This is a genomic window from Streptomyces marianii, assembly GCF_005795905.1.
Lineage (GTDB): Bacteria > Actinomycetota > Actinomycetes > Streptomycetales > Streptomycetaceae > Streptomyces > Streptomyces marianii.
Map to the genome: position 1 here is coordinate 5,410,813 of NZ_VAWE01000001.1, position 23,101 is coordinate 5,433,913.

Consider the following 23,101-nt stretch of genomic DNA (forward strand, 5'->3'; position numbering starts at 1 on the left):
CGCCGTGCGCCGTCACGCCGTCCCCCGACCCGCGCCGGCCGTCTCCTCGCCGGTACCCGCGACCGGCGCCTGCGCGCCGGGCGCACCCGCGCCGAGGGCCTCCGCGCGGAGCCGCGCTGCGCGGCGCAGCGCGGCGACCGCCGGGTCCGCCGGGTCGCCGGATTCGCCGCGGGCCGCGGAGAGGACCTCGGGGACCGCGGTCAGCCCGCCCAGCTCGCCCCGTACGGCCCGGCCGAGCGGCTCGACCGCGCCGGCGGAACGGGCCCGCTCCCGGCAGTGGAGGGCGAGTTCGCAGGCGGACAGGCATTCCGGGGCGTAGGCGGCGGGGACCGACCCGACCGCCGAGGCCAGTTCGCCGGACGAGCAGGACTCCAGGTCGAAGCCGACCCCGTCCGGCAGCGCCGAGGCGATCTCCTCGACCCGGGTCAGCCGCGCCAGCTGCCGCCGGGTGACGGAGAGCTGCTTGCGTACGTCGACGGCGGACGCGGTCGGCAGGTTGGAGAAGTCCTTGGGGCAGACCAGCAGTACGGAGTGGTCCACGGACGCGTCCTTCGTCAGCGCGGCGACCCGCTCCAGCGCCAGTACGTACACCGCTGCCTGGCGGGCCGCCGCGCCGACCTTCGACGGGTCGGCGGAGCCGTCGACCATCGGGAAGGACTTGATCTCGACGACCGTCCACCGGCCGTCGGGATGCACGACGACCGCGTCCGGCTCGAGGAACGCCGGTGAGCCCGCGACCTCCAGTGCCAGCATCGGGTGGTCCAGCAGCGTCCACACCCCGGCTCCCGTGGCCTCCCGCAGGGCCAGTGCGGTGCGCGCCGCGCGGCCCTCCGGACCGGCCGCCGTCAGATCGGGGACGAGTGCCCCGTGCGGATCGGCCACCCCGAGCAGCCCGAGCAGTTCCGTGCCGCCGTCGGCCTTGACCCTGGCCTCGAACGCGTTTCCCCGCATGAAGGCGAACTGTGACTGGCCGAAGGCGGCGGGCGAGCCCAGTGCCCGGGCGAGCGCCGCCTTGTCCACTCCCGCGCCGTCCAGCAGCGCGCGCCGCTTGCAACCGGGGTTCGCGGCGAGGGCGGCCAGCGCCCGGGCGTCGAGCGGATGCGGCGCGGTGGACGGCCCGCGCAGCTCGGCCATGCGCTGCCGGAGTGCTGTCGCCGGCGCGTGTGGGGGAGGTCCGCTGTCGAGGGATGTGCTCACCCGCGGAAGTCTCGCATCCGCCACCGACAACGGGGGAGCGGTTCCCGGAGACGGCGCCCCGTACGCCGTCGCGTGACCCGTTTCGCCCGTCGGTCCGTGTTCCGTCCGGCAGGTCCGCGCGATCCGGTCCTTCCGTCGGTCCGTGTTCTGTCCGGCAGGTCCGCGCGATCCGGTCCTTCCGTCGGTCCGTGTTCCGTCCGGCAGGTCCGCGCGACCCGGTCCTTCCGTCGGTCCGTGTTCTGTCCGGCAGGTTCGCTCGCCCGGTTCGTACGTCCGTTCGTGCCCCGCCCCGTACGCCCTCGCGCCACCGGGTCCGCGGCGCTCACCGGCCGGGCGTCGCCGCGACGGCCGTCGCGGACCGTGACGAGTGGGCCGTCGTTCAACATACGGCGTACGGGAAGACCGCCAGCCGCCGTACGGGAAGCCCCTTCCGCCGTACGGGAAGGCCCCTCGCGCCGGTCCCGCCTCACCGCCGGGCGCCCGCCGGTCCCGCCGGGGATGATGGACCCATGGCACCGCGCATACTCCTGGCCCGGCACGGTCAGACCGAATGGTCCCTGCTCGGCCGGCACACCGGCCGGACGGACATCCCGCTCCTCGACGAGGGCCGCCGCACGGCGAAGCTCCTCGGGGAGCGGCTGCACAGGTCCCCCTGGGACGGCCTGCCGGACGTCGAGGTCCGCACGAGCCCGCTCTCCCGCGCCCGCGAGACCTGCGACCTCGCCGGATTCGGCGACCGCGCGCAGGACTGGGACGCGCTGATGGAGTGGGACTACGGCGCCTACGAGGGCAGGACGCGGGCCGAGATCCAGGAGACGGACCCCGACTGGTTCATCTGGCGGGACGGCGTTCCCGTCGGGGTGACCGGAGCGCCCTCGCGGGGGGAGACCCTCGCCGAGCTCTCCGACCGCGCCGACGGGGTCATCGAGTACGTGCGCTCGGCCGACCGCGACGTGCTGGCCTTCGCGCACGGCCACATCCTGCGGGTCCTGTGCGCCCGCTGGATCGGCGAGGACGTCTCCTTCGCCGCCCGCATCAAGCTGAGCCCGGCCAGTCTCTCGGTGCTCGGCTGGGCCTACGGAGCCCCGGCGGTCGACCGCTGGAACGACACGGGGCACCTCGGCACCTGAGCCCCGTTCAGACCCGGGCCGCGGCCTCGGCCGCCGCGTGGCGGTCCAGGAACGCGGCCACCCCGGCCGTGCTCCGGCGCGGCCCGAGCACCCGCGCCGTGTCGGCGAGCATCGCGCGGATGCGGCTGGACTCGACATCGCCCTCCAGGGCGTCGAGCACCTGCTCGCCGACCGCGGCGGCCTCGGCGGGTGCGTCGGCGCGGGCGAGGTCCGCGGCGAGCTGGGTCCGGTAGAGGGCGAGGTTGCGGGCGAAGTGCGGGTCCTGCAGTGCGGCCGCGCGGTGCGCGTGCCGGGCGGCGCGGGGCCACTCGCCGAGCGCCGACCAGCACTGGGCCTCCAGGGCCTGGAGTTCCGGTTCGCCGAAGAACGACATCCACTCCGGGTCCGTGTCCGAGGGCCCGCGGCCGAAGAGCGTATGGGCGCGGGACAGCGCGCGCTCGCAGCCCGCACGGTCGCCGAGACCGGCCCAGGCGCCCGCCTCGCGCAGGGTGAGCAGGGCCAGCAGCCGATCCGAACCGAGCCGTCCCGCCGCGCGCTGCCCGGCCTGCGCGGCCCGCACCGCCTCCCGGTGCCGGCCTGAGTCCCGGGCGAGGAAGGAGGTGTTGCAGAAGGCGTGCGCCTCCAGCGCCGCGTCGCCGGCGACACGTGCGGTCGCCAGCGCCTCCGCGTAGTGGGAGCGGGCGTCCTCCAGCCGGCCCGAGTCATGGGCCAGCCAGCCGACGGAGATGGCGAGTTCGCCCGCGCCCGCGGCCAGCCGGTCCGCTGTCGAGCCGCGGGTGGTGGCACCGGCGTCGAGCAGCGCGTAGGCGGCGCGCAGCGGCTGCGCGGCCCGCTTGTAGAGCCCGTCCGCGCCGTGACGGTCGTCGAGCAGCCGGATCTGCCGCACCGCGGCCTCGACGGCATTCACCTCGGACGTGCCGACGCGCTGCCGGGGCAGGTCGGAACGCAGGGCCTCGGTGCCGGGCAGGGGGCCGAACCCCAGGGACGCGGCCGCCACGGTGACGGTGCCGCCGGTCATGAACGCGCGACGCAGCACGTCGCTCTCCTCGTTGCTGTAGGTGCTGATGGTGCCGTTGGTGCTGTAGTACGGGTCCGGGCGCCGTGGCGTTCGCCCGCGGGCCGCTCGGCCCCGTACCGTCTCGCGGGCGGAGAACCCCAGATCCGCCGGCGTCAGGCCCGGGAACATATGGAGGAAGACCCGCTCGTAGGCGTAGTTGGGGCAGCGGATCTCGCCCGACTCGACCCGCCCGATGTAGCGGGCGTCACAGGCGACCTGTTCGCCGATCTCCCGCGCCGCACGCCGGACGAGCGCGGCGAACTCGCCGGGCGAGCGCTGTCCGCGCAACTGCCGGAACTTGAGGTTGGGAACTGCCCGTGACGATGCCATGGCCGAGCCCTCTCCTGTGCCACGTCCGGAGCCCTCCCGGTCCGTTCGGATGTGGGATGCCTGGCTCCGGCGGAGGAAGAACGTACCGGCTGTGAGGGGTCGACCACGCAGCGTTTGGCTACAAACGGGATATCTCACCCACGATCTGCCATGAACTGCCACCCTTTGCGGCGGCGTGCCGCCGTAGCCCTTGACGCCGACGGGCGTTGAACCATGCGGGGACGCGGTACGTGCCCCTGCTCGGCGAGGAGGGTTCCCTTGTTGGAGGTTGGCGTGGAGACCAGCGGCGGCTCACGGACGAGTGTCCAGCACCTGCCCACCCAGGAGTACAGCGTGGCAGCGGGCCAGGCCGCACCGGCTCCCGGTGGGGTCGTCGAGCCCTGCGACCTGGTGATGGTGCCGGCCCGGCAGGGCCTCGAGGCGGTGGACATCCTCCGCCGGGGTGGCGCCCCCGTCGTCGGGCCCGTGCTCCACGACGGCAGCTGCGACACCCTCGGCTTCCTGGTGCCGCCCGGTACGGCGGCCGGCTGGGACATGCCGGGCAGTGCGTGCACGGAGACCTCGGGCCGGGGTATCCGGATCCCCGGAGCCTCGGCGGGTTGCCCGGTGGGCCCGGCCTCCGAGTCCTCGATGGCGGGCTCGAACTGGCTGCTGCCGCCCGGCGGAACCGACCAGGCTCCGCTCACCGACCCGGTGATGCTGCGTGAGGCCCTGGGCGAGGCGGCCCGCATGATCGAAGCGGCGGACAGCATCTAAGGGCTTGCAGATCAATAACGTGCTGATTTGACTTCTGTGCCTGCGGCTTGTGCTACCGGTGGCTTACCTGCGGTGACGGCGTCCCGGGCCGGGACCACGGCTGGCACCACCGTGGCGTAAACCCGCGTGTTGTTCGGAGCCGCGCCCTTAGCTAGGGCCGCATCAGGCGACGTTCGCCCCGTCGCGGCGCCCGGCACGGCGACTCGCGGCGTTGCCGGATCAACCGAGTAGGCCCACTACGAGGTCGATCCGGCGCCTTGCGACTTACCGCACCGGACGCCGCTCCTTGACGGGCAAACCTTGCCTGACGCGGCACTAGCTTCGGCTGCGCGTCATCGACATCAGCAGCCCGTGGGTCTCGTCGTCGGCGGCGACAACAAGCCCACGACCTGCCTCACCTATCGGGGCACCGTCGATGCCGGTGACTGCGCAGCCAGCAGCCCGACACAAAGCGATGCCGGCCGCGAAGTGCACGCTCCTGGACAGGTCGCCGCCATCGGTGACATACGCGGCGCGCTTGCCGGCAGCGACCCAGGCCAGGGCCAGGGTCGTCGACACGACCCGAGGGCGGAAAACTTCGACGAATTCAGGGTGGGCCAGCAGATCCACGGCCCGGAATCCGGGCGCACTCGGGAACGGCGGATCCAGGTTGACGTCCACCAACCGGGTATCGGGCGAGGGCGTCAGCAGTTCGTCGTCGGCCCCGTCTCGCCGCACCCAGGCGCTCTCCCCGTCGGTGAAGAAAACCTCGCCGCTGAACGGGTCGGCCACCGCCGCCGCCCCATCGCGCAGCGCCACATTGACGGCCACCAGCATGTTGCCCACGGCGTAGTTCAGCGTGCCGCACAGAGGATCCACCAACCACTGGCGCTCAGCGTCGACGGCGCCCTGCTGCCCGCCTTCCTCGCCGAGCACCGCGTCATCGGGCCGTGTGGCACGGATAACGCCGAGGATCGTCTTCTCGGCCTCCACATCGGCGGCGGTGGCAAAGTCCCCGGCCCCCTTGTCGATGCGGTTGAGCCGCTGGCCGTACCTCTTGCGGACCACATCCGCGCCAGCCCGCGCTCCGGCTATCGCGATTGCAGCATCGTCGGAACTCGCGTATGAGTTGATCACGCCGTGCAGACTACCGAGGCGAAGCTATCGCCCCGGCGAACCTTCCCGGTCAGAGCACTAGCTGCTGCGTGGGGCGTGTGCGCGGTGGCGTCGCTTCGACGGACGCGTCGGCGCTGTCGCTGAACAGCGCGTGAAAACGCCAGAATTCTACGACTCGCACGACAAGTCTGGGTCGTGGGCATCATTCGGCCGCCGCACCCGGCGGATCAGGAGCGGGGCGGTGGTGCGGTGCGTCCCGGCCCTGTCGGTGAACGCGGTGTACTTCAGGCGGTCTCGCGGTTGGTGGCGATGAGTTCGCGGAAGAGGTGCAGTGCTGTTCGGGTCCGGTGGAAGCGTGTTCCCGTCATCCGTCATCCGTCATCCGTCATCCCGGCTGAGCGGGCTTTCTCGTGCGTCAGTCCCTTCCGCAGCCCGTCACTGATCAGTGCATCCGGGTCGAGGGCCGTGCCATGGGGATCTACGGCAGCTTCCGGAGTTGGGGACGTGATGACCGTCATCCCTGCTTTCGGAAAAGTCTCATTGACCGACAGTCGTAGATCATGGAAGAGTCGTGTCCGCGCTAGAGGCTAAAAATCTCCAGCGCGCAGGAGGAATTGGCCCGTCCGAATAGGGATGTGAGTCCGTACTCCTTGCTCGATTCACGTCGTCTGGGGGAAGCAGAACCATGCGCATCATCAAGAAGAGCACACTCACGAGCGTTGTCGGGCTGACGACCACAGCCGTCGCAGCGCTCGTCCTTGCTGTACCGGGAACGGCACAGGCAGCGCCCAGCGCTTACTGGAAGGTTGATTGCGACAAGTCGGCCGCCACCAACGACCCCGGCGCCCACGACCTTCTTGCCACCATTTGGCGGTCGAACGACGCCACCAAGGGCGCTCGTGCGTCCTTCAAGGCGAGCAGTGAGACGCTGAGCATAAGCAACTGGTCGAGGGCCATGATGGGCTACAAGCTCCAGTGGACAACGGCAAACGGCTCTCGCATCGAGAGGACGTGGGAGTTCGACCTCGGCTCCGGTGGCTCGAAGACCGTGGACTTCGAAATTCCGGAAGGGCGTACCGTTTACCTGTCGGTCGGGACGCCCGGCGGGAGTACAGCCCACTGTTCGGGTAAGGCGTAATGCCTTAGCGGTGCCGCTTCTCGGTCAGCTGACCGGGTCAGATGCCGATGTGAGGCTCTGAATCTTCGAACCGGCTGTGACGCGATGCGGTCATCGAATGCCTGTGGGGCAGGGAGGGAGATCCTTTCTGGCCCACAGGCGTTCTTTCGTGCCCGTCCATCCCACCCACCGCCTCTCGGCCGCATGACGCGCCGGGGACCGCGGGCGGCGTGTGCGGGGCAGCCGGGCGTGCCCCGGGCGTCGGGAGGCCGCGGCCGGTGCGCTCGAGGACGCTACCCGCGCCCGATCGGTGCACAGGACGGCGTTCGGCAGCCCTCTTGCCGCTGCCTCCGGCGTTCCCCCGGACCGCGCTCTCCGGTCCGGTGCGGGCACGGGTGCCCGTCGGTGGGGCCCCGTCCGTGACCGGCGTGCGCGAGCGGGCCGGCGCCCGCCGATAATGGCCGTGTGGCGAGAAACAGGCAGCGCGGTCGGTCAGAGGCGGCGGAAGGGGTCGTCGAGGCCGTGGACGGAGGGCTCGCCGAGCTGATACCCGACCGCGACCGGCCCCACGGGTGGACGCTGCTGATCGACGGAGCGCCCCAGTCCCACGTCGATCTGGACGATCCAGCCCTGCTGACCTTCGAGTACCAGCGCCGTCTCGGGCACGTCCTCGATCTCGCCGCGCCCGCCGGCCGGCCACTCCACGCCGTCCACCTCGGCGGCGGCGCCTTCACTCTCGCGCGGTACCTCGCGGCGACCCGTCCGCGCTCCACCCAGCAGGTCATCGAGGTGGACGAACGCCTCGTCCGTCTCGTCCGCGACCGGCTCCCGCTCGACCCCGGCGCCCGGATACGGGTCCGCTCCGTCGACGCCCGGGACGGACTCGGCAAGCTCCGCGACGGCTGGGCCGATCTCGTCATCGCCGACGTCTTCAGCGGTGCGCGCACCCCGGCGCACCTGACCAGCACCGAGTTCCTCGCGGAGGTGCGGCGGGTGCTGAAGCCAGGCGGGACCTACGCCGCCAATCTCGCGGACGGCCCGCCGCTCGCCCATCTGCGCGGGCAGATCGCCACCGCGGCGGCCGTCTTCCCCGAACTCGCCCTGGCCGCCGATCCCACCGTGCTGCGCGGCCGGCGCTTCGGGAACGCCGTGCTGGTCGGTTCGGACCAGCCGCTGCCCGTCGCCGAACTGACGCGCAGGGTGGCGAGCGACCCCCACGCCGGACGGGTCGAGCACGGCAAGGCGCTCACGGACTTCACCGGTGGCGCGGTCGCCGTGACCGACGCGGCGGCCAGACCGTCGCCGGCGCCGCCGTCCTCGGTCTTCCGCTGAGAGCCGGCCGCGTTCGCCGAGGTGCCTCCTGCTGCGCCGGATCCGGGGCTCGGGGGTGCAGGGCTACGGCGTTCCTCAGCGTTCCTCAGCGTTCTTCGATCTGGACGCGCGGCGCCGTGTCGTGCCAGGTGCAGAAGACGTCGATCTCCCGGCCGTTCAGCGAGAACGTCACACGGATGTAGGTCGGCTGCTTCCAGATCTGCATCGTCCAACTGCCCGACGGAGTTGCTGAGACCAACTCGGCCGAGCTGGGACCGATGTCGAACGCGACCCGTCCGCCCTCGACCGTGTAGCTCTTCACATCGCCCGAGGGCGGTGGCGACCAGGGGCTCTTGCTCCTGCTGGGCGGCGCCTCAGGTTTCTCGGCAGGCGGAGTCGCCGCCGCAGAACCGCCGCCTCTCCCCGGCTCGTCGCCGGACGACGGGGCCGGAGCCGGAGCGCCGGGGTCCCGGGTCGGGGACGAGTGGGTCGCGGAGGCCTGCGGAGTGCGGACGTCGGCCGTGATGGGCAGGGCTCGCGGCCGGTCGTACGCCGTGCCCGCCATCACCGTGTGCACACCCCACCACGAGAGCGTGACCGCCGCGCCCGTGGCGAGCGACCACGCCATGGCGTGTACGAGTCCTCTCCGCATCCGGGCCATACTGCACCACGCCCGCCGTCCCTGTCCCCGGGGGACTCCGTTACTCCGGATGGCGTACGGTGCCGCCCATGGCAAGTGTGCTCGTGGTCGAGGACGACCAGTTCGTGCGCTCCGCCCTCATCAGGCACTTGACCGAGGCCTCCCACACCGTCAGGAGCGTCGGGACGGCCCTGGAGGCGCTACGCGAAGTGGCCCATTTCCGCTTCGACGTGGTCATTCTCGACCTCGGTCTGCCTGATCTCGACGGAGCCGAGGCGCTGAAGATGCTGCGCGGAATCACCGACGTACCCGTGATCATCGCAACCGCGCGGGACGACGAGACGGAAATCGTGCGGCTTCTCAACGACGGCGCGGACGACTACCTCACCAAGCCGTTCTCGGTGGAACACCTGTCGGCGCGGATGTCGGCCGTGCTGCGCCGCTCGCGCGCCGCCGCGGACGAGTCCCCGCCCAGCAGGGTCATCCAGGTCGGCGGGCTGTGCATCGACCCGCTCCGCCGCCAGGCGGAACTGGACGGCAACCGACTCGATCTGACCCGGCGCGAGTTCGACCTGCTCGCCTTCCTCGCCGGGCGTCCGGGCGTCGTCGTGCCCCGCAGGGAACTCCTCGCCGAGGTGTGGCAGCAGTCCTACGGCGACGACCAGACCATCGACGTGCACCTCTCCTGGCTGCGGCGGAAACTGGGCGAGACCGCCGCGCGCCCCCGCTATCTGCACACCCTCCGCGGTGTCGGGGTGAAACTGGAGCCGCCGCGATGAGATGGGCGCTGGTCAGGGTCTCCCTGGCGGTCACCACCATGGTCGTGCTGGCCTTCGCCGTACCGCTCGGGCTCGTGATCCAGGAGATGGCCAGGGACCGGGCGTTCTCCAACGCCGAGCGGCAGGCCGCCGCGATCGGCCCGACGCTGTCCATCACCACCGACCGGCGCCAGCTGGAGCGTGCCGTCGCCTCCACGCAGGCGGGTGCGGCGGGGCGGATGGCCGTGCACGTGCCCGCCTCCGACGAGACCGGTGGCCAGGCGCAGGAGATCGGCACCCGGCGGGCCGCGGTCAGGGACCTCGCCACCACACAGCGGATCGGCCGCGCGTCCATCACGGAGGTCACGGACGGTTCCGCGCTGCTCCAGCCCACCGCGCTCAGCTCGGGGAAGATCGCGATCGTCGAGGTGTACGTACCGGAGGACGAGGTCGGCAGGGGTGTGACCACGGCCTGGCTGGTACTCGCCGGCGTCGGTGCGGCGCTGGTCGTCGGCTCCGTCGCCGTCGCCGACCGGCTGGGTGTACGGATGGTGCGGCCCGCCCAGCGGCTCGCCGGCGCCGCGCACGATCTCGGCGAAGGGCGGCTGGGGGCACGGGTCCCGGAAGAGGGGCCCACCGAACTGCGATCCGCCGCAGTCGCGTTCAACTCCATGGCCGACCAGGTCGTCCAGCTGCTCGCCAACGAACGCGAGCTGGCCGCCGATCTGTCGCACCGGTTGCGCACCCCGCTGACCGTGCTCCGGCTCAACGCGGCCTCTCTGGGCACGGGCCCGGCGGCCGACCAGACCAGGGCCGCGGTCGAGCAACTGGAACGCGAGGTCGACACGATCATCCGTACGGCGCGCGAGGCCAAGCCGCAGACCCAGGCGACCGGGCCGGGCGCGGGCTGCGACGTCTCCGAAGTCGTGCGGGAACGCATGGAGTTCTGGTCTGCCCTCGCCGAGGACGAGGGGCGCAAGGTGCGCCTCGCGGGCGTGGACCGGCCGGTGCGCATCCCGGTGGCCCGGCCCGAACTCGCCGCCGCCCTGGACGCGCTGCTCGGCAACGTCTTCCGTCACACGCCGGAGGGCACGGCCTTCTCGGTGGACGTGCACAACGGCGAGGACGCCGTGATCGTGCTCGTCTCGGACGCCGGCCCGGGCATAGCCGACCCGGAGGCGGCCCTGACCCGCGGCAACAGCGGAGCCAGGGACGGCTCCACGGGGCTCGGCCTGGACATCGTGCGGAGGGTCGCCGAGTCGACCGGCGGCGATGTGCGCATCGGGCACTCGGTGCTGGGCGGTACGGAGGTCCGCATCTGGATCGGGCTCGACGGGGCCCCGCAGCGTCCGCAGGGCCGGCTCGGCCACCGCACCAAGCGGCGCAGGAAGGGCGGGGCCGGGAGCCGCAGGGGCGCGGAGGTCTGACGCCGGAAGGGGCGGGAGCGCGGACCTTCCCATGTGCGGGACATGGGCGTGACGAGGGATCAACCGCCTCCGATGCCGTCCTTAAGCGCACCCTCAGCTTGACTCTGGTCCGAAAATAACGTCTGTTCGAGAACCGTGCCCGGCCGCCTTTCTGGGAGCGCAAAGAATCGGGCTGGTGAGTCACGGCGGCCAGGACCGGGGTGAAGGACTTCACGCTCGCCTTCGTCACCTCCGGAGGCGGCTGCACCCCGCTGTGGGGCGGCGTCACCGACCTCGCGAACGACAGGGTCGCGGCCCAGATCACCGCGCTGCGCGCCGAGGGCGGCGACGTCCGGGTCTCCTTCGGCGGCGCTGCCGGCCGTGAGCGGCCGCCGGTGGAGCCCCCTCCCGCACCACCGGTGGCCCGCGGCCACCACCCCTTGCAGCGCGCCCCGGCCGGTGCCCCTCCCACCCGGCCGGGGCGCGCCCCGGCCGCAGCGGGTCAGCAGTCGGGGAGCACCCCCGTCCGAGCCAGCTCGCCGTACCAGCGGGCGCTGGACTTCGGGATGCGGGCCTGGGTGTCGTAGTCGACGTACACCGCGCCGAAGCGCTTCCCGTAGCCGTACGCCCACTCGAAGTTGTCCAGCAGGGACCACAGGAAGTAGCCCCGGACGTCCGCGCCGTCCGCCAGCGCGCGGTGCACGGCGGAGAGATGGCCGTGGAGGTAGCGGATCCGCTCGGGGTCGTGGACGGTTCCTTCGTCGCCCGGCTTGTCGGGGTACGCGGCGCCGTTCTCGGTGACGACGAGCGGCAGCCCCGGGACTTCACGGGAGTAGCGCATCAGCAGGTCGTAGAGGCCCGTCGGGTCCACCGGCCAGCCCATGTCCGTGACGTCGCCCGGCGCCCGGTGGAAGGCGACCGAGTCGGCGCCCGGCCAGGGGGAGTGCGCGCCGCCGCCGTGGCCGTCGTTCCGTTCCGGCACACCGTCACTGTCAGTGGCACCGGATACAACGGACGGTGCGTAGTAGTTGATGCCCAGCGAGTCGAGGGGGTGCCGGATGACGGCCAGGTCGTCACCGTGGACGAAGGACCAGTCCGTGAGGTGCTCCGTGTCCACGAGAAGGTCCGCGGGGTATGTGCCGTGCAGCATCGGGTCGGTGAAGACGCGGTTGGCCAGCGCGTCGATCCTGCGCCGCGCGTCCAGATCGGCCTCCGAGTCGCTCCTGGCCCTGACCGCGCTGGGGTTGATGCTCACGGACACCTGGCCGCGGGCGGGCAGAGCGGTGCGCAGCGCCTGGGCGGCCAGCCCGTGGCCCACGTTCAGATGGTGCGCGGCACGGAGCGAGGCCACGGGATCCGTGCGGCCCGGCGCGTGCACCCCCGAGGCGTATCCCAGGAACGCGCTGCACCAGGGCTCGTTGAGCGTGGTCCAGCGCTCCACCCGGTCGCCCAGCGCGTCGGCGACGATACGGGCGTAGTCGGCGAAGCGGTGCGCCGTGTCCCGTTCGGGCCAGCCGCCGGCCGTCTCCAGCTCCTGCGGCAGGTCCCAGTGGTAGAGCGTCAACACGGGCGTGATCCCGTGGTCCAGCAGGTCGTCGGCGAGCGCCCGGTAGAAGTCGAGACCGCGCTGGACGGCCGGGCCGCGGCCCGTGGGCTGGACCCGCGGCCAGGAGACCGAGAAGCGGTAGGCGTTGACGCCGAGGCCGGACATGAGCCGGACGTCGTCCGCGCGGCGGTGGAAGTGGTCCACGGCCACATCGCCGGTGTCCCCGTTCTCCACCTTGCCGGGCGTGTGGCTGAAGGTGTCCCAGATCGACGGCGTACGGCCGCCCTCCCGCACGGCGCCCTCGATCTGGTAGGCGGCGGTGGCGGTGCCCCACAGGAAGCCGGGCGGAAAGCTGACGGACATGGAGGAGCTCCCGAAGTGTGAGGGGGGAAGGAAGTGGACGGTGTCAGCCCTTGACCGCGCCCTGCATGATGCCGCCGACGATCTGCCTGCCGAAGAGCACGAAGGCGAGCAGCAGCGGCAGCGTGCCCAGCAGCGCACCGGCCATGATCACCGACTGGTCGGGGATGTAGCCGCGGCCCAGTCCGGTGAGCGCCACCTGGACCGTGGGGCTGCCGTTCTGCGTCAGCGCGATGATCGGCCAGAAGAAGTCGTTCCACGCCATCACGAAGGTGAGCATGCCGAGGACCGCCATCGCCGGCCGGGCGGCCGGGAAGACCACGTGCCACACGACGCGCCAGCTGCTCGCCCCGTCCACCCGGGCCGCCTCGATCAGCTCCGTCGGCAGCGCCTCGCTCAGGTACTGCCGCATGAAGAACACGCCGAAGGCGCTGACCAGCGTGGGGAGGATGACGGACTGCAGCCGGTCGGTCCAGGACAGCTCCGCGATCAGCATGTACAGCGGGACGACGCCGAGCTGAGGCGGGACCATCATCGTGGCGATCACCAGCAGCATCAGGACGTTCTTGAAGCGGAAGCGGAGTTTGGCGAAGGCGAAGCCGGCGAGGGTCGAGAAGACCACGGTGCCCGCCGCGACGGACCCCGCGACGACCGTGGTGTTGAGCAGCGCCGTGCCCATGTTGGCGTCGGTCCAGGCGATTTCGAGGTTCTTGAGCAGGTTGCCGCCGAACCAGAAGGGCGGGGGCGTCTGCGCGAGCCGGGTGCTGTTGCGGGACGCCGCGACCGCCGTCCACACCAGGGGGAAGAGCGAGCCCAGGGTGAACACGAGCAGCACGGCATGGGTGATGCGCCCGCCGTGCAGGTGCCTGCCGGCGCGGGCCCGCGGGCGCCGGGTGGGGGTGGCGGGCCCGGTGGTGCCCGGTTCATGGGTGGTCGTCAGCACGTCATCCCCCTAGGTGCTCTTGCGGAGCCGGCGGACGAGCAGCCAGTTCACCGCGCCGATCAGCAGCAGGATCAGGAACATCGTCCAGGCGATCGCCGACGCCCGGCCGAGATGGAGGTTCACCCAGCCCTGCTCGTACAGATAGAGCCCGAGCGTCTGGAACTGGTGGTCGGCGCCGCCCGTCGCCCCGGCGCCGCCGTTGAACAGCAGCGGCTCGCCGAAGAGCTGGGTCGCGCCGATCGTCGACACGACGCAGGTGAACAGGATCGTCGGCCGCAGCGAGGGGACGGTCACGTGCACGAACTGCTGTCGGCGGGAGGCGCCGTCGAGCGCGGCGGACTCGTACAGGTCTTTCGGGATCGCCTGCATGGCCGCCAGGTAGATCAGCGCGTTGTAGCCGGTCCAGCGCCAGATCACGATCGTCGAGACCGCGATCTGCGAGGTCCACTCGCCGTTCTGCCAGTCGACCGGGTCGATCCCGGCCAGCCCCAGCGCCCAGTTGACCATCCCGTAGTCCCGGCCGAACATCAGGACGAAGACGAGCGTGGCCGCCGCGACGGACGTGGCGTACGGGGTGAGCGCCGCGACCCGGAAGAACATCGAGCCACGCAGCTTGTAGTTGAGCAGATGCGCGATGCCCAGGGCTATCAGCAACTGCGGCACCGTCGAGATGATCCCGATGGTGAAGGTGTTCTTGAGTGCGTTCCAGAAGAACTCGTCCTCGAGCAGCCGTGCGAAGTTCCGCGGGCCCACCCACTCCATGTCCGTCGGGGCCGTCAGCTCCACCCGGTGCAGCGAGGCCCAGCCGGTGTAGAGCAGGGGGAAGAGCCCGAAGGCCGCGAAGAACAGGAAGAAGGGGGCGACGAAGGCGTAAGGGCTCCACCGCACGTCCCGCCGGTACCGGCGGCTGCGTCGCTCCCGCTGCCGCCCGGCCGCGGCGGTCCCCGGTCGGTCGGCCGCCGCGCCGGGTCCGCGCCCTCCTCCCGGGAGGGCGCGGTGCCGGCGGAGTCACCGGCCGTGCCGGTCACGGGAGTCACCGGTCCGGTCACCGGTCCAGCGCGTTGTCGATGGCCTTCACGGCGGCGTCCCAGCCTTCCTTGGACGACCGGCCCTTCTGGTCGACCTGGAGCATGCCGACGTCGGCCAGGTTCTGGGCGATCACCAGGTCCTTCGGACCGATGATCGTGACCGGGATGCCCTCTGCGGCCCGGGAGAAGATCTCGCCGATCGGGGCGCCGCCGAAGTACTCGTGCTCGGCGCCGGCCACGGCGGGCAGCGAGTACGCGGCCTTGGCGCTCGGGAAGCTGCCGCGCTTCTCGAAGAGCTTCGCCTGCTGCTCGGGTGCGGTCAGCCAGGCCGCGAGCTTCGCCGCCTCGGTCTTGTTCCTGCCGGCCTCGGGCACGATCAGGAACGAGCCGCCCCAGTTGCCGGGCTTCGGCGCGGGTGCGACGTCCCACTTGTCCTTTCCGGCCGCACCGCCCTTGTCCTGGATGTAGCCCAGCATCCACGCCGGGCAGGAGACCGTGGCGAACGTGCCGTTGGCGTAGCCCTGGTCCCAGGCGGGTGTGAACTGCTGGAGCCTGCCGGTCAGTCCCTCGGTCGCGAAGGCGGCGGCGATGTCCCAGGCCTGCTTCACGGCCGGGTTGGTCTTGTAGACGACCTCGCCGTTCCCGTCGTAGAACCGTCTGGCGCTGCTGCCGGTGATCGCGGCCATGACACCGGAGGCGGAGTCCACGAAGGCGGTGCCCTTGGGCGCCTTGGCCTTGAACTGCTTGCCGGCGGCCAGGTACTTGTTCCAGTCGCCGGCCCAGAGCCTGCCGAGGGCCTCACGGTCCGTCGGGAGACCCGCCTTGGCGAAGAGGTCCTTGCGGTAGCAGATGCCCTGCGGGCCGATGTCCGTGCCGAGTCCGACGGTCTTCCCGTCCTTGGACGTCGCCTGTGCCCACTTCCACGGCAGGAAGGCGCCCTTGCTGACGCCTTCGGCCTTGCCGAGGTCGACGAGCTTGTCCGCCTGGGTGGCGGTGATCTCGGCGATGTTGTTGACCTCGACGGCCTGGATGTCGGCCAGCCCGCTGCCGCTGCCCAGATGGGTGAGCAGTTGCGGGTAGTAGTTCTCGTTCCGCTCGATCGAGGTCTGCTTGATCTCGATGTCCTTGTGGAGCCTCATGTACTCGTCGTAGAGCCCGGCCTCCTTGAGGCCGAAGGCCCCGAAGACCCCCACGGTGATCGTGGTCCTGCCCTTGCCGCCGCCCCCGCCGTTCGCGGAGCTGCCGCCGGGTCCCTCGCCGTCCTCGGCACAGCCGGCCAGCAGCCCGGCGCCGAGCGCCGCGACGACCGCCAGGATTACGGTCCTGCGCATTGCGTCCTCCTAGTGACCTGACGTGCCGACCCCCCGGCCAACTCTCACGGCGTGCCCATCGGTTGAAGCTGCGGCTCGGGCGGGGAACGTGCGGGTTCTGAATGGGGCGGGTAGTGTGGGAGCGCTCCCATGAGTGATGGCTTGAAGGGTCGCGGCTCCCCGCAGGGGTGTCAAGGCTCCCGGCGCGTAATGTTCCGGGTAGGGAGGACGGGAGGCGGATCATGGTGGATCGTCGGAATGCCGGTTTCCCCGTGAGGGGCGATGTGCGCGCCGCCTCCCGCGGAGGGGCCAGGGCTTCGGGCCGCAGCGGGGGCAGACCGACACTCGAGGAGGTCGCGGCACGGGCCGGCGTCGGCCGCGGCACCGTCTCGCGGGTCATCAACGGGTCGCCCCGGGTGAGCGAGGCGACCCGCGCCGCCGTCGAGGCGGCCGTCGCCGAACTCGGCTACGTTCCCAACCGCGCCGCCCGCTCACTCGCCGCCAACCGCAACGACGCCATCGCGCTCGTCGTCCCCGAGCCCGAGGCGCGGTTCTTCGCGGAGCCGTACTTCTCCGACATCGTGCGCGGTGTCGGCACGGCCCTCGCCGACACCGACATGCAACTGCTCCTCACCTTCGCGGGTTCGGAGCGCGAACGCCGGAGACTGGCCGACTACCTCGCGGCCGGCCGGGTGGACGGTGTACTGCTGGTGTCGGTGCACGCCGACGACCCGCTGCCCGACCTGCTGGAAGAACTGGGTATCCCGGCCGTCATCAGCGGCCGCCGCTCGGCCTCCGACCCCCTTGCCGCGGTCGGCTCCGACAACACCGGGGGCGCCCGCGCGGCCGTCGCCCATCTGCTGTCCCGCGGGCGCCGGACCATCGCGACGATCACGGGGCGGCTCGACGTCTACGGTGCCCAGTGCCGCCTCGACGGATACCGGGCCGCCCTCGCGGAGGCGGGCGCCGTGGCCGACGAGCGGCTGGTGGCGCCGGCCGACTTCACCGAGGAGGGCGGCCGGCTGGCCATGCGCGCCCTGCTCGACCGACGCCCTTCGCTGGACGCGGTCTTCGCCGCCTCCGACGTCATGGCCGCCGGCGCCCGCCAGGTGCTGCGCGAGGCGGGCCGGCGCATCCCCGACGACGTCGCCCTGGTCGGGTTCGACGACTCCGCGGTGGCACGCCACATGGACCCGGCCCTCACGAGCGTTCGCCAGCCGATCGAGGAGATGGGCCGCACCATGGCCGGCCTCCTCCTCGGCGAGATCGCCGACCGCAGCGGCCCGGACCGGCCGAGGGTCATCCTGCCGACGGAGCTGGTGGTCAGGGACTCGTCCTGAGGGCGGATCCGACGGCGCGGACTCCCCTCGGCCCGGGCCGAGGACCGCGCGTCACAAGCGGCGCATGACGAAGGGCCGATCCGCGCTCCTTGGGTGGTGCACGATGCGCTCGGCCGGTGGCCCGAAGATCTGGGATTCACCACACCGCCGGGATGGATCCGGCCGGAGCGCCACGAAGCGGCCGAGGTGAAGCGCCGAGCTTTCGTCTCGGCCACCGCCGCCGCGCTCGTCGCAGGACCCACGCAGCCGCATCACGTTGACCCTGCCCTGATCGACTACTTCCAGCAGCAGTTGGAGGGGCACTACCGGGCGGACATGTTCCTCGGCCCGCACGACTTGATCGGCACGGTCTCAGCCCAGTACCAGCTCATCGACAACTCGCTGGCTGAGGTTGAAGAGGACGCTGCGGTTCTGGGCGAGGTCGAGATCGCGACGTACCTGGAAGACGTCCCGACGTGGCGGCGGGTCGGTGATTCGATCACGGGCGCCTTCCGGATCCGGTACCACGGCGGCGTCGCGATGATCGTTCACGTCGCCGATGTGGAGCGGTTGATCAGCCATCACGCGGACATCGACCTGCGGTGGGATCACGTGCGCTTCACGATCACTACGCATGACGTCGGGCACAAGCTGACGCTCAAGGACTTCGACCTGGCCAAGCGGATCAACGCGATCGCTGCGGCCCACGAAGCCGAGCCGGTCTGAGGGATCTGTCGTACCGGGCCGATAGCCCTTCCCTATGCACCGCAAACGCGAACCGTCCGGTTCCGCGCGCTCCGCGGCAGCGATCGACGAGGAGGTCCGTGCCCTGTGGGCGCGGCCTGGGCCCGCCTGGAGGAGACGGCGCGGCGGTACGAGGTGCTGTCGCCGCTCTTCTCGGGGCGATCCGCGATCCTTGCCGTGGAGGGACCGTACGCCCGCTGGGCCACCTCGTTGTTTCCGCAATGCTCCCAAGAGTTCAGACACGATCAAGGCCCGGTCTGCTTCCGCAGACCGGGCCTTGATCGTTCAGGGTGAGTGACGGGACTCGAACCAGTTTTGTTACCCATTCTTGACCTGCGGCGATCCGTGAAAACGGGCGAAATCGGGACCGTTTGATACCAGTGAGCGCCACTGAATGCGGCTCAGTTCCCGTCGGAGTTCCCGCGGGAACACGACCTCGCGGAGATCGCCGAGCAACGCCCGTCAGTGAGTAGCAAACGCCTTGACCGCAATGTGTCGGCGACACAGCGGCGCCCCCGCCGAAGCGGGGGCGCCGCGGGCACCTCGCGGTCCGCCCGGGGGAGGTGGTTCCACGAGGGCCGTACATGAGGTGTGGGGAAGGTGCCTAGACCGGCGGCCGGCCAGGCGTCGGGGTAGGAGCAGGGGACGGCAGCGGCGGCCCCGGGTCGGGAGGGCTCTGCGGCGCGCCCGGACCTCGGTGTCTCTCGGCGTGAACTGGCTCGATCTGCCCGGCCGCGGTCCAGCGCACAGGCCCCTTCGGGCCCACGGCCCGCCCGGTCAGCCGGTACACCCCGAGCGGCGGAAACAGATCCACCCTCGCCGGGACGTTGGCATCGGCGCACGCCCCGCAGCGGGCGAGTCCGGTCGCCAGCCCCTTCGTCACGGCCGGGCGCAGCCAGCACCCCTGGCACACGGTCTCCCTCAGCAGGTCGGGCTCCAGTAACGCAATGCTCACGTGCTCGCCTCTCTGCTCGGTCAACGATGAGGCCAAGGGCCCCGGTCGGCCCGGGACGGGAATCCTGTCGGGCCGACCGGAGCCGCGGCAGCGGGCGCCCTGTCCAGCTCGCCATCGGACGCGCCGCTTCGCCGTACCCGGGGCACTGGCCGGGCACGGCGGGTTCATGGGCAGGACCACACCTCGACGTCCAGGACGTGGGCGCCCTGACGGCCGCGGGCGAAGCCGCGGTGCACGGCGCCGGTGGTCAGCCGCTTGCCGCAGGAGCAGCACGCGCGGCCGGCGTACTGCTCCGTGGTGAGCGCCTGCGCGGTCGGTACCGGTCGCTCCCGGCAGGGCATCCCAGCAGCGATACGCACGACACCGGCCGTGCTCACTGCGGCTCCGGCCCGCGGTTGGGCCAGGACTGCCCGGACGCCCAATCGCAGTGGTCGCTGTCGTGGCCAGGGCGCTCGGTGCACCGGTCCCAGGTGCCGGGCTTCCGGACCCAGCAGTAGCAAGGGATCACCGTGCGGTCCGGCGTGGTGTACGGCGCCGTCTTCACGACGCTTCCAGCCGCGTAGGGATCCGACGCTGGTCTCGGCAGGGCGCGCACGCGTACAGCGGTACTGGTGGCCCGGACTGGCGCTCGACGATATTGACCAGACGCGCCGTTCCGGAGGGCCCTTTGTGCCAGTGGCAGTAGTCGTGCGTACCCGCGTGTTCGCCCGCGGCCGGCTGGATTCCCGTATCCATGACCAGGACGGTAGGCCCGAGTGTTTCTCCAGATCCGGCGTGTTTCTCGGTGTTTCTCAGCGGGCGGCCGGTGTTGCTCCGTGTTGCTCAGCGAGGCTCGAGGGCGCCCCGCGCGCGGCTGATGAGGCGGTGCGCGCCGCGGCCCTCCACGGCGCCGGCGGCGAGGGCGTCCCACACCGTCCGGTACAGCGTGACGTCCTCGGGCGAGTCCAGCCACATCTCGGCGTGCCACGACTCGGCGATGACGAGCCGGTCGTCATGGATCCAGAAGTCGTCACCGGCAGCCACGCGCACCTCGGCGCCGAGTGGGATGACGCCGAGTTCCACGGTCGATAGGCCGTTGATGGACATCAGCCGGTCCAGTTGGTCCGCGAGGACGGCCGGCGGGCAGATGCGGGTGTGCAGCGCGGACTCGTGCAGCAGGACGTGGTATCGCTTCGACGGGTCGTAGAGACCCTCTTGGCGGCGGATCCGGGAGGCCACGCCCGCCTCGATGTCGCGAGTCGCGCCGTGCAGTTGCGCGTACCGGGACAGGACGCTGCGCGCGTACTCCGCGGTCTGGAACACCCCGGGCACCACCGAGCCCGTGAAGCCGCGGAACACTCTGGTCCTCCCGTGCTGAGCCCCAAGCGCGTCCTGCACTGCGCGATGGCCACCGGCCAGCTGCCGACGCCACGAACGGTACGTCGATTCCAGCCCGGCCAGGCGCCCTTTCAGCTCAGCCGCAACGTTGGGCTGACCAACAGCCTGCGCCCACGCCTCCAGATCTGCGTGGGTCGCGGTCTGTTTCCCGTTCTCCAGTTTCGAGATCTTCGATGGGGCCCAGTCGCACGCGGCGGCCATGGCCCGGACCGTGAGCCCGGCCCCGGTGCGCAGCTCGCGCAGCCTCACACCGAGGGAGCGCCGGCCCTGCTGGAAGTCGGTCGTCACACAGGCGACGGTACCTGTGCCTTGAACTCCTCGTACTTGGTCGCGTAGTGCCAGGCAGCGTCACGGGCCTGGCACGCCTTCACCACCTGCTCCGGGTCGGTCGTCAGCTCCATGCGCCGCTCGGCATCCTCCCAGTTGAAGCGGGCCAGGACCCGGGAGTCGAACAGCCAGAAGTCGAAGTCCGGCAGCTCCAGCTCGAGCGCGCGGGAGCGGCGCAGGTATCGGATGTCCTCGCCCGCGGCGAGGTTGTCCGGGGTGGTCGCGAGGAGGTACCGCTGGTTGTCCGTGGCGGGCTCGTCGACCAGGCGCACGCGCTCGATCCTCTTGCCCGCGGCCGTCTGCTCGTGGGCGTTGACGAACCAGGGCCCGCTCTCATCCGGCGGCGGGACGATTCCCTCGAGGAATCGCTGGTACTCCTTGGTCTCTTGGTCGGCCGCGTACGCCTCGCGGGTCTCCAGCCGCCAGGCTGTGTGCTCGAAGCCGGTGCGGAAGAAGTCGAGGATGCCGCGCGCGGGGACGAACTCCACCGCTACTCCTTCGGGGCGAAGTTGACGAGGAGAGCGCGGTCGATGACGACGAGGGACTCCCCGGGGAGGACGTTCGCCATCTGCGCGAGGACGTCCGGGTCGGTGACGGTGTAGCCCTGGACGAGGATCTCTCCGGTCTCGACGTCCTCGTATAGCGTCGGGCACTCGCCCGTCTTCGAGTTGGTGCCGAGCATGCGGATGGTGCGAGACATGGGGTTCCCCTCTCGTCGGCCGGCGCGCCGCCGGACTCGCACCGTAGACCGATGATCTAGAAACACGAAAGGGCCCCCTCCCGCGCACGTGGCGCGAGAGGGGCACGGCCGTTTCAGCGGGCAGCGAGCTGGTACAGGGTGGCGCCGAGCGCGCTGAGACTCACCAGAGCAGCAAGCGACGGTAGCGGCCAACGGGCCTTCTCCAGGCTGTCCAGGCGCGCCTCGTGGTCGGCGAGTTTCTGGTCCGTCTGGTCGCCGCGCTGTACGAGGAGGGCAAGCTGTCCGCGCTGCTCGGCAAACCCGACTTCCATCGTGCGGCGCAGTTCGGCCAGCTCCAATGCGATCTGCGTCGTCTCCGGCGGCGTCACCGGCTGCTACCGAGGCGGGGCACCTGCACAGTGCCGGCCGGAGGCGGTTCCTTGTACTGCGGCGGCCGGGCCCATCCGAGCAGCACACCCGCGATGCGACGGAGCCGCTCCCACCGCAGACGGGCGGTGGCCTGCTCGGCCAGTCGGAAGACGAGGTAGTAGGCGGCGGTGAGGGCTGCCGTCACGATGACGGCCACCTGGGCCGAGTCCACCGGTATGCCGAGGGCTCCCGTGAGCGTGAGTATCGCTCCGGCCAGGACCGGAACGACGGTCCGCAGCAGGGACGCCAGAAGGTTGAGGTTCATGGGATAAGTGGTCCTCTCTCAGATTGCCCAGTAGGGGCCAGAGACGACGCGGTGCAGCAACTGCACTGGGGCGCCGTCGGGGGTGACCGCGCGCACCTCGAACCGGAGGTGTCGGCCCTCGGGGACGTCGGCGACGCACAGGAACTGGTGGCCGCCGCCGCCCGGGTGGCTCACCGGGAGGTACGCGGAGGGGTTCTTCCCTGCGGTGTCGGTCAGGTAGAACCGGCCCTCCACGACGGTGCCCGGCGGGACGTCCTCCTCGAACAGCAGATGCACCAGCGTGGAGTGGCGCCGGGGCCCGGAGTGGACGACCGCGTCGATGAACGCCAGGCCGGTCCATTCGGCGCCGATCGCGACGTCCTTGCTGTTGGCCTCATTGAGCAGCTGCGGCATGTCGCCGTCCTCCTCGATCTCCTTGGCCGGCGCCGGTGCCGGCGCCTCGGGGGCGGGCTGGCTGGTGGCCCGGGCGACGATGCCGGGAAACACCAGGGTCTTGAACTGCCGGATACGCGCGGCGCCCGGGCACGCGGTTCCTCCCGTCGACCACTGCGGGAACATGCTGTGATAGCCGAACCCGGGGTCGTCGTGGCTGCGGCAGATCCGCAGCGGGACACCGTGGCGCTGGTGCATCCACACGCCCAGGGCGATCAGCTGCTCGATCTGCTCGTCCGTCCATGGGCCGGAGTGCTGCAGGTCCGACGCGGTCTCTACGCTCACCGCGCCGGTCCCGTCCGGGCGGCGGTTGGCGCCGGCGTTCGCATCAGCCCGGGTCTCGGTGCCGATGTACTGGCCGAGGTCGCCCTCGAAGCCGAGCCCGAAGTGACTCTCCAAGCTTGAGCTGTCGCGCCAGAACTCGTAGGTCCTGCGGGCCGTCCAGGGGGCGGCGAGGCTGTGCATGATGAGCTGCGTCGGCCGGATCGCGGGCTGGCTGTCCGACTCGGGTTGCAGCTCCATCTTGGTGGCGAATGGACACCAGGCCATGAGGCCTCCAGACATGGGGAAGGCCCCGGCCCTACGGCGCG

At 71.3% G+C, this 23,101-nt stretch carries 23 protein-coding genes and 1 pseudogene; 9 read left to right on the top strand and 15 right to left on the bottom strand.

Annotation, left to right across the window (positions count from 1 at the left end; genetic code table 11):
- Window positions 1-12 precede the first annotated feature (12 nt).
- The gene (locus tag FEF34_RS24465; protein ID WP_138055056.1) at window positions 13-1,197 is read right to left on the bottom strand and encodes a hypothetical protein; all 1,185 of its coding nucleotides are present in this window, start codon (window positions 1,195-1,197) and stop codon (window positions 13-15) included.
- 509 nt (window positions 1,198-1,706) lie between these two features.
- Between FEF34_RS24465 and FEF34_RS24470 the strand changes: the two genes are divergently transcribed.
- Window positions 1,707-2,327: a histidine phosphatase family protein gene (locus FEF34_RS24470; RefSeq protein ID WP_138055057.1), complete on the top strand. Its 621-nt coding sequence runs from the start codon at window positions 1,707-1,709 to the stop codon at window positions 2,325-2,327.
- A gap of 7 nt (window positions 2,328-2,334) precedes the next feature.
- Here the strand turns inward: FEF34_RS24470 and FEF34_RS24475 are convergent, their stop codons facing one another.
- Window positions 2,335-3,714, bottom strand: a complete 1,380-nt coding sequence (locus FEF34_RS24475) for a tetratricopeptide repeat protein (RefSeq protein ID WP_138055058.1) — start codon at window positions 3,712-3,714, stop codon at window positions 2,335-2,337.
- A gap of 273 nt (window positions 3,715-3,987) precedes the next feature.
- Here FEF34_RS24475 and FEF34_RS24480 point away from each other — a divergent pair, with 273 nt between their 5' ends.
- The gene (locus FEF34_RS24480; RefSeq protein ID WP_138057700.1) at window positions 3,988-4,470 is read left to right on the top strand and encodes a hypothetical protein; all 483 of its coding nucleotides are present in this window, start codon (window positions 3,988-3,990) and stop codon (window positions 4,468-4,470) included.
- Window positions 4,471-4,785: 315 nt separating this feature from the next.
- Here FEF34_RS24480 and FEF34_RS24485 read toward each other — a convergent pair whose 3' ends face one another.
- Entirely contained in the window at window positions 4,786-5,586 is an 801-nt protein-coding gene (locus FEF34_RS24485; protein ID WP_138055059.1) for an inositol monophosphatase family protein, read from the bottom strand.
- Between the two features lie 664 nt (window positions 5,587-6,250).
- On the opposite strand from FEF34_RS24485, the gene FEF34_RS24490 reads away from it, so the two are divergent.
- Window positions 6,251-6,703: a hypothetical protein gene (locus FEF34_RS24490; RefSeq protein WP_138055060.1), complete on the top strand. Its 453-nt coding sequence runs from the start codon at window positions 6,251-6,253 to the stop codon at window positions 6,701-6,703.
- 444 nt (window positions 6,704-7,147) lie between these two features.
- Window positions 7,148-8,014, top strand: a complete 867-nt coding sequence (locus tag FEF34_RS24495) for a spermidine synthase (RefSeq protein ID WP_138055061.1) — start codon at window positions 7,148-7,150, stop codon at window positions 8,012-8,014.
- An 85-nt stretch (window positions 8,015-8,099) separates the two neighbouring features.
- On the opposite strand, the gene FEF34_RS24500 is transcribed toward FEF34_RS24495, so the two are convergent.
- Window positions 8,100-8,654: a hypothetical protein gene (locus FEF34_RS24500; protein WP_138055062.1), complete on the bottom strand. Its 555-nt coding sequence runs from the start codon at window positions 8,652-8,654 to the stop codon at window positions 8,100-8,102.
- 68 nt (window positions 8,655-8,722) lie between these two features.
- On the opposite strand from FEF34_RS24500, the gene FEF34_RS24505 reads away from it, so the two are divergent.
- From FEF34_RS24505 to FEF34_RS24515, 3 genes and pseudogenes are all read left to right on the top strand, one after another.
- A complete protein-coding gene (locus FEF34_RS24505; protein ID WP_138055063.1) occupies window positions 8,723-9,412 on the top strand; it encodes a response regulator transcription factor in 690 nt (229 codons plus the stop codon).
- Window positions 9,409-10,818 carry a sensor histidine kinase gene (locus FEF34_RS24510; protein ID WP_138055064.1) on the top strand — a complete coding sequence of 470 codons (1,410 nt, stop codon included), beginning with the start codon at window positions 9,409-9,411 and terminating at the stop codon, window positions 10,816-10,818. Before FEF34_RS24505 ends, FEF34_RS24510 begins: the two co-directional genes overlap by 4 nt.
- A gap of 182 nt (window positions 10,819-11,000) precedes the next feature.
- A pseudogene (locus FEF34_RS24515) lies at window positions 11,001-11,183 on the top strand (cellulose binding domain-containing protein); the annotation flags it as partial.
- A gap of 116 nt (window positions 11,184-11,299) precedes the next feature.
- Here the strand turns inward: FEF34_RS24515 and FEF34_RS24520 are convergent.
- From FEF34_RS24520 to FEF34_RS24535, 4 genes are all read right to left on the bottom strand, one after another.
- The gene (locus tag FEF34_RS24520) at window positions 11,300-12,706 is read right to left on the bottom strand and encodes a GH1 family beta-glucosidase (protein WP_138055065.1); all 1,407 of its coding nucleotides are present in this window, start codon (window positions 12,704-12,706) and stop codon (window positions 11,300-11,302) included.
- Window positions 12,707-12,749: 43 nt separating this feature from the next.
- Complete coding sequence (locus FEF34_RS24525; protein WP_138055066.1) at window positions 12,750-13,646, bottom strand: carbohydrate ABC transporter permease; 897 nt, start codon at window positions 13,644-13,646, stop codon at window positions 12,750-12,752.
- 9 nt (window positions 13,647-13,655) lie between these two features.
- Window positions 13,656-14,534, bottom strand: coding sequence for a carbohydrate ABC transporter permease (locus FEF34_RS24530; RefSeq protein ID WP_407698304.1), 879 nt, complete (start codon window positions 14,532-14,534; stop codon window positions 13,656-13,658).
- 157 nt (window positions 14,535-14,691) lie between these two features.
- Window positions 14,692-16,005: an ABC transporter substrate-binding protein gene (locus FEF34_RS24535; RefSeq protein ID WP_138055067.1), complete on the bottom strand. Its 1,314-nt coding sequence runs from the start codon at window positions 16,003-16,005 to the stop codon at window positions 14,692-14,694.
- 221 nt (window positions 16,006-16,226) lie between these two features.
- Between FEF34_RS24535 and FEF34_RS24540 the strand changes: the two genes are divergently transcribed.
- Both FEF34_RS24540 and FEF34_RS24545 read left to right on the top strand, forming a co-directional pair.
- Window positions 16,227-17,324 (top strand): LacI family DNA-binding transcriptional regulator, encoded by a 1,098-nt coding sequence (locus tag FEF34_RS24540; protein WP_234042547.1) that lies wholly within the window; start codon window positions 16,227-16,229, stop codon window positions 17,322-17,324.
- Between the two features lie 411 nt (window positions 17,325-17,735).
- Complete coding sequence (locus FEF34_RS24545) at window positions 17,736-18,029, top strand: 4a-hydroxytetrahydrobiopterin dehydratase (RefSeq protein WP_234043164.1); 294 nt, start codon at window positions 17,736-17,738, stop codon at window positions 18,027-18,029.
- A gap of 1,137 nt (window positions 18,030-19,166) precedes the next feature.
- Here FEF34_RS24545 and FEF34_RS24555 read toward each other — a convergent pair.
- The 7 genes from FEF34_RS24555 to FEF34_RS24590 all read right to left on the bottom strand — a co-directional run bounded on the left by FEF34_RS24555 (window position 19,167) and on the right by FEF34_RS24590 (window position 23,060).
- Window positions 19,167-19,361: a hypothetical protein gene (locus tag FEF34_RS24555; RefSeq protein WP_138055069.1), complete on the bottom strand. Its 195-nt coding sequence runs from the start codon at window positions 19,359-19,361 to the stop codon at window positions 19,167-19,169.
- A gap of 463 nt (window positions 19,362-19,824) precedes the next feature.
- The gene (locus FEF34_RS24565) at window positions 19,825-20,667 is read right to left on the bottom strand and encodes a helix-turn-helix domain-containing protein (RefSeq protein ID WP_138055071.1); all 843 of its coding nucleotides are present in this window, start codon (window positions 20,665-20,667) and stop codon (window positions 19,825-19,827) included.
- Window positions 20,664-21,194, bottom strand: a complete 531-nt coding sequence (locus FEF34_RS24570) for a DUF6879 family protein (RefSeq protein WP_138055072.1) — start codon at window positions 21,192-21,194, stop codon at window positions 20,664-20,666. Before FEF34_RS24570 ends, FEF34_RS24565 begins: the two co-directional genes overlap by 4 nt.
- Before the next feature lie 2 nt (window positions 21,195-21,196).
- Window positions 21,197-21,406 carry a hypothetical protein gene (locus FEF34_RS24575; protein WP_138055073.1) on the bottom strand — a complete coding sequence of 70 codons (210 nt, stop codon included), beginning with the start codon at window positions 21,404-21,406 and terminating at the stop codon, window positions 21,197-21,199.
- 113 nt (window positions 21,407-21,519) lie between these two features.
- Window positions 21,520-21,774, bottom strand: a complete 255-nt coding sequence (locus FEF34_RS24580; RefSeq protein WP_138052912.1) for a hypothetical protein — start codon at window positions 21,772-21,774, stop codon at window positions 21,520-21,522.
- Window positions 21,771-22,079 (bottom strand): hypothetical protein, encoded by a 309-nt coding sequence (locus FEF34_RS24585; protein ID WP_138055074.1) that lies wholly within the window; start codon window positions 22,077-22,079, stop codon window positions 21,771-21,773. The genes FEF34_RS24580 and FEF34_RS24585 overlap by 4 nt, the downstream gene beginning before the upstream one ends.
- A gap of 18 nt (window positions 22,080-22,097) precedes the next feature.
- Window positions 22,098-23,060 carry a peptidoglycan recognition protein family protein gene (locus FEF34_RS24590; protein WP_138055075.1) on the bottom strand — a complete coding sequence of 321 codons (963 nt, stop codon included), beginning with the start codon at window positions 23,058-23,060 and terminating at the stop codon, window positions 22,098-22,100.
- Window positions 23,061-23,101 lie beyond the last annotated feature (41 nt).

Excerpts from the sequence above, each read along its gene's own strand:
- FEF34_RS24470 (WP_138055057.1), top strand. The coding sequence starts at position 1,707 with ATGGCACCGCGCATACTCCTGGCCCGGCACGGTCAGACCGAATGGTCC.
- FEF34_RS24475 (WP_138055058.1), bottom strand. The coding sequence starts at position 3,714 with ATGGCATCGTCACGGGCAGTTCCCAACCTCAAGTTCCGGCAGTTGCGC.
- FEF34_RS24490 (WP_138055060.1), top strand. The coding sequence starts at position 6,251 with ATGCGCATCATCAAGAAGAGCACACTCACGAGCGTTGTCGGGCTGACG.
- FEF34_RS24500 (WP_138055062.1), bottom strand. The coding sequence starts at position 8,654 with ATGGCCCGGATGCGGAGAGGACTCGTACACGCCATGGCGTGGTCGCTC.
- FEF34_RS24505 (WP_138055063.1), top strand. The coding sequence starts at position 8,723 with ATGGCAAGTGTGCTCGTGGTCGAGGACGACCAGTTCGTGCGCTCCGCC.
- FEF34_RS24510 (WP_138055064.1), top strand. The coding sequence starts at position 9,409 with ATGAGATGGGCGCTGGTCAGGGTCTCCCTGGCGGTCACCACCATGGTC.
- FEF34_RS24520 (WP_138055065.1), bottom strand. The coding sequence starts at position 12,706 with ATGTCCGTCAGCTTTCCGCCCGGCTTCCTGTGGGGCACCGCCACCGCC.
- FEF34_RS24535 (WP_138055067.1), bottom strand. The coding sequence starts at position 16,005 with ATGCGCAGGACCGTAATCCTGGCGGTCGTCGCGGCGCTCGGCGCCGGG.
- FEF34_RS24540 (WP_234042547.1), top strand. The coding sequence starts at position 16,227 with ATGGTGGATCGTCGGAATGCCGGTTTCCCCGTGAGGGGCGATGTGCGC.
- FEF34_RS24575 (WP_138055073.1), bottom strand. The coding sequence starts at position 21,406 with ATGTCTCGCACCATCCGCATGCTCGGCACCAACTCGAAGACGGGCGAG.
- FEF34_RS24585 (WP_138055074.1), bottom strand. The coding sequence starts at position 22,079 with ATGAACCTCAACCTTCTGGCGTCCCTGCTGCGGACCGTCGTTCCGGTC.
- FEF34_RS24590 (WP_138055075.1), bottom strand. The coding sequence starts at position 23,060 with ATGGCCTGGTGTCCATTCGCCACCAAGATGGAGCTGCAACCCGAGTCG.